Below are 5,746 nucleotides of genomic sequence, written 5' to 3'. Positions count from 1 at the left end.
GTTCTTAACTAAAAACCTTAAAAGATAACTTTCAGCAACGAATCTACCGAATTTACGCGAATAAAACTAAAAGATTAATTAATCTTTTAATCTCTAATTTGTGTTAATTCGCTACTAATCTTTAGCTTTTGATCTTTAGTCTTTTATTACACTTTATATCCATAGATGACGGTTGACAGTGGACAGTTTACAGTAAAAAGACAAAACCCTATACTTTAAGGGCTTTTAGTGCTTTTGAACTTAACTGTCAACCGTCCCTACGAGTCTAAAATATAAGACTCTTCGTGTAAACCACTGTACACTGTTAAATAAGACACGAAAGTGTCGCTTTATCTTTCTATTGTTTCATTTTAAAGTTGGATGACTATATTATAACCATGGTAAAATTTAAATTAAATAAAAATACCCCTTTAGCTTTATTTGCCCTACTGACTATTTGTATTATAATCTTTTTAAATCATAGTCTCTTCTATTCTACTTTATTATCACCTTTGTCCTAAGGGGAACTAGATCATATAACTCCTTTAAATCATCCTTTTTCATCCTGATACATCCTTTTGAGCTCTGTTTAGTAATATCTATTTTAGAGTCAGTAGTTGCATGAATTCCATATCCTCCTCCTTTAGTCCATAAATCAATCCCTATCCAATACTTACCATATATCTCTCTTTGTTCACCACTCAAAATTGCTTTACTTTTAATTCTAAACTCCCCAGCTGGAGTTGGACTTTCCTTTGCTCCTATAGCAATGGGATAACTCTTTATTACCTTGCTATTTCGAACCATATATAATCTATATTGACTTCTATCAACTAAAATTCGACTTGGCTGAAAACTTGTATCTAAACTAGAATTATGCTTTATATTTACTTGTAAGCTCTTCTCAATAATCTTATTAAGTTCACTTTGCATAATCTGAGAGTTGTAATACCATCCACCTGAAAAGTCTAAAGTATTGGTAACTCTATTGCTATTTGATATAGTTTCTACAGGAATATTAATTAGATATTTCCCTACTAAATCTTCTAATTTATCTGGTAACTGATTGTGGTCTTCTAAATATAATAATAGAGCTGTCCTCAACTTATTTAGATTCTTTAACTTAGGAGCTTTATTTAAAACTTTTAAATTATTATATTTGCTATCTTTAAGATACTGGTTGATATTATCATAATCACTCTTATCTGTAATTGGAGCTGAGTTATCTACCCTACCTTCAAATAGATAATCTATAACTATTATAGTTAGTAAGGTGAAAAAAATAATAATTAATAATAACAGTAATATCTTAATTAAATTATTTTTTAAATTCATATTAATTTCACCCCTTTCTTCAATTAAATTAACCTCTATATATTATATGTACCTCTCATTCATTTGGTTAATAATGTAAAAGAATGGGTGACAGACTCCAATCAAGATCAATCAGGTTCAACCTCCAGTATTTTTCCCTCTATCATATTAATCGATCGTAGAGTTGCTATAATCTTAATTTCGATAGTTCTATTCTCAGCAGATTCTAGTCTTACTTTTCTCTCTTGGGGTTTAATTTTATATGACTTTGGTAGGCCACTTCTATAAACTCGAAGTGTCCACTCTCCTGGCACTAAATAATCAAAGTGAAACCTTCCTTCTGCATCAGTTATATAGCGATAGCTTTGCTTTTCATTAACAAGCTCAATCATTATACCTTTAACAAAGTTCCTATCATCTTCCTCAGACCCTTGACCAAAAACTCCACCTGCTTCTAAAGTAGATTCTGTTGCTTTAATCATTTTTAGTCTTCCCTTCAAACTTGCCCCTTTCATAACCCTCAAATTCTGTTCTATCTTCTGACCAGAATCAATCTTTACCTTCCAAGGAAGTCTAGGAATTATTAGGTCATTTGCTCCCAACTTATCTGATTGCACAGTAAGGTAATGGACTCCCGTAGCAACAGCAGGAAATTCAAAGTAACCATCACTTTCTGTCAGTACCGTTAAGCCATCTAATCGTACTAATACATTAGAAATCCCATTTCCACTTTCATCTAGAAGATATCCTGAAAGCTGACCAATATCAGAACGATGTCCTAGCCGTAGATTAAAAGGAATTTTGTAAGCAACATTTACTTTAAAATCTGACTTATCAAGTTTGGGTGACCATCTAACTCTACTTTCAACAGTTAACTTCCATTTATTCAAAGATTTATATTCCCATTCTCCAGATACCAAATATCTTTCACTAAAAATATCTTCTACCTTCATCTTTAAATATAATTTAAGATAATCATTAATCTTATAAGCACGCCGGAAACCAAAACCAAGCTCTTTTTTAGAGTTACTATTTAATGGTACTGCTATCTCTAAATAACGCTCTAAACTATCTTCTTGATATGGAATGTGATAATTCAAATCATAGAGAGCTAATATATCCCTCTCATTATTCCTTCTATCAAAGCTTTCCATAGCTCCTATCCTTTGATAGAGCCAACGCTCTTTACTCAAGTATCTCTTATTTGTAAGATAAATAGACTGGCTATATTGATCAATCTGTTCTAACTCTTCTAAATCTAAGCTATCTGAATAATTATATTTAAGATTCCAATAATTTTTTTCTAAACTCTTAGCCAGAGCTATATTAAAATTTCTATCATGATAAGTAGTTGGACCTGTCTCTTTATATTTGATATAGTCTGTAAAATTGAAATTAAGACGGAGTGGATTAAAAAAATGAATATCACCATGTAGATTAAGCTTTCTTTGATTACTATCTATCCCTCGATAACCTATATCCTTTCTCTGCCATTTAAGATTAGTATATAAAAACTCATTAGAGAGACTAGCTTTCAACCTTGATGCATTAGATGAATCTTCAGCAGATGATTCTAGCTGTCTTCCATGTTCTAAATCAACATCAAAGTTCTTAGTTGGAGAAAGATTACTCCGTAAACTTAAAAGGTCTCCTAATTCTGGTTGAGTTAATAATTGTAATGATAAATTGGAGTTCTGATTGAATTGATAAGCAAGACTTGCTCCCAGCCTATTGTCACCATCACTATTCTTATAACGATTTAGATTCCACTTCCACCTTCTATTCATAGCCTTAAAATCAATCCCAAAACCCTTGTCACCATCTTCTGTAAGGGGAGAAAGATAGAAATTCTGATGCCCAACTGCTATAAAAAAATCAGGATGTATATATTTAATAGATTGGCTTTTTTTATTGATATCTAAGGATATCTTTCCTGAATCTTTATCTGATAACTGCCCACCCCCTATTAATCTTAATTCCATTTGATTTGAATCAAAAGTATCTTCATTACTGAATGTCATCTCTACAGGAAGAGTATGATACAACTCTTCTTTAGAATAAATTACAGAGATAATCTCAACCGAAACCTTAGTAATATCCTTCACCTTAATATCCTCTTTATTTTGAGCAATAAGCTGCAAGCGGTGGATAACTGATGCTGTAATATCTTTAGGAACATCAGCTTTAACCCTGATAATAATAGAATCTCCAGCATCAAGATAAACAGAGTTAGGCTCAATTCTACTGGGAATATTTAGGTTCTCTTTTAGAATTAAGTTAATATCCTGTGGGGTATTACCTGTATTTTGTACTAAAAATTTTGCAGTATAGGGCTGGGCTAAGGTATATTGGGGAGCATTAAGTGGAGTAAGCTTAATTTCTTTTACTATAGGTACTGACACTTTAAATTCAAACTTAGAGAATTGAAGTTGATTCTTTCCTTTTAAAAAAACAGGAATTGAGTAGTCACCTGCCCTAAGCTCAGTAGGAGTTTTAATCGATAATAAGATAACTTTAGAGTCCTTTGGAGCAATTTCAACTGATTCGATTGGTACTAAAAGCTCCCACCTATTGGGAAGCTCTACTTGGGGAAGAAGCGATAATTCTTCTTCTCCTATATTAGTTAATCTAAATAATAAAGTGGCTGGTTCTCCTGGTAAGCTTTCAATAGAAGGAGTTAATACTTTAATTAGCAAGGGGGCTTCTTGGGCTGATACAATTGAAATCATATTAGCCAATATGAACATGATTGAAATTATCAAAATAAATTTATTCTCCATAGGTATAGCCTCCTAATTAAGGCTCAGTTACCTTTAAGGTATATCGAATTCCAAAAATATTGTCATCTTGGTTATCAGCTATTAAAAGCGCCTGATAAGTACCTGCTCTTAGTTTAGCCACTCTAATCTGTTGTCTGATAGAAGTATCTGGATAAATCCGTAACTGCCTCCCCTTAAATCTACCAACTTGACTACCATAATCATCATAGATCTCCATCCACACCACAGGACTTAGCCAATATTCTCCCTTATTTATTAAATCAACTTGAAAGATATATCCATCTCTCTTCTCATCATATCTCAGCTTTGAATTAGTGAAATTTAGTTTATACTTCCCGTCATCACCAAGGTTTGTTACAATCTGTACCCCATAGCGAAAACTCTGTTTTACTCCAATTTTGACATCTTGCTCTTCTTCCATTAAAGAATTAGCAGACCCTGTAGAGTCTCTTATAGGAAGTGGCTCTACCATAATCATACTCCAATAGGTCCCAACAAGGTTCTTATCCTCTGGAATGATTATCCTATAAGGAAGATTGATACTCTCTTTTGGAGGAACACTTACTATTGAGTTATTAATTTCAATCCAGCCAGCATTTGAACGGGCTAAGGTGCCAGCTTTCTCATAAAAAGAATGTCCTTCAGCATCAAAGCGATAATCTGTTTGATAAATACGGACATCTTGGACTTGATCACCATTATTATAAAGTTTCAATAAACCTTGATAGCTTTCTCCTTCTATTACATCAAAACTCTGAGTCATTTGGCTTATCAAGCTTATATTGGCATAGGCTGTTTTAATGCTCAAAGATAAAAATATCATAATAAAAAGTGCTACTATCCATAGATTTCTAAGCAAATTCCAACACAATCTAATTCACATCCTCTCTTTTAAATATCAACCACTGTATAAGTGATTGTAGTACTGTAGATATCAACAGGGATAGCAATAGAGACCCCACTGAGCCTAAGTTGTAAATCAACCCCACTAGGGCTGCCTGATCCTGTGAAAAATTCTGAATCAATTGTTCTAATAGTTAGATAAGTCGTACCACCACTTACTGTTCCTCCACTGCCACTAGAAACTCTTCTAACTTCCAAACTAAAATTACTAGACCAGATTGTATCACTTCGTTTAACATCAACTCGCCAATTACTACTACCATTGCTAAGGGTTAAAGAGATATCTCCCCCACTATTTTGATAAGTACTTAGCAAATCACTTCCTGCACCATCGATTAAGTCATTAGCATTAATTGTTTCTGACCAGCTACCAGATACACTGATATCTGTTGCCTCAGTTCTTTGAGGATAAACAAGAACTAAAAAAGTTATAATTAATAGAGCAAATATTAAATATTTTCCAAAGAAATTATTCTTCATGAAACTCCTCCTATCCTAATTAACAATCTTTCTTAAGAACAGAGTCTGAACTATTTATTATAAATGCATTTCATATCAATGCTTTGTGCTAATAAGAATAAATAATATAATAGACCAGTAACAAGTAACGAGAAGATCTCTTTGCTCATTACCCGTCACTTGTTATTGGTTACTAAAGTATTTCAATACAACTATATATACGGCGAAAAAGAATCATTAGCCACAGTGTTTTAACCTGTGGCGATATTATGAGTCCTACAGAAGCTACGGGTTAAAACCCATAGCTAATT

Annotated in this window: 4 protein-coding genes; all 4 read right to left on the bottom strand. The window is 32.8% G+C overall.

The window, feature by feature from the left end:
- Positions 1-474: 474 nt before the first annotated feature.
- Complete coding sequence (locus tag ACTCDL_RS13535; RefSeq protein ID WP_463177857.1) at positions 475-1,314, bottom strand: L,D-transpeptidase; 840 nt, start codon at positions 1,312-1,314, stop codon at positions 475-477.
- 107 nt (positions 1,315-1,421) lie between these two features.
- Positions 1,422-4,073 (bottom strand): hypothetical protein, encoded by a 2,652-nt coding sequence (locus ACTCDL_RS13530; RefSeq protein WP_463177851.1) that lies wholly within the window; start codon positions 4,071-4,073, stop codon positions 1,422-1,424.
- Between the two features lie 16 nt (positions 4,074-4,089).
- Positions 4,090-4,932, bottom strand: a complete 843-nt coding sequence (locus ACTCDL_RS13525) for a hypothetical protein (protein ID WP_463177848.1) — start codon at positions 4,930-4,932, stop codon at positions 4,090-4,092.
- A gap of 32 nt (positions 4,933-4,964) precedes the next feature.
- Positions 4,965-5,456 carry a hypothetical protein gene (locus ACTCDL_RS13520; RefSeq protein ID WP_463177845.1) on the bottom strand — a complete coding sequence of 164 codons (492 nt, stop codon included), beginning with the start codon at positions 5,454-5,456 and terminating at the stop codon, positions 4,965-4,967.
- Positions 5,457-5,746 lie beyond the last annotated feature (290 nt).

This window comes from Orenia sp. (genome assembly GCF_055140805.1).
Note: the sequence above shows the minus strand (reverse complement) of the source record. Positions and strands in the feature narration are given on the sequence as shown.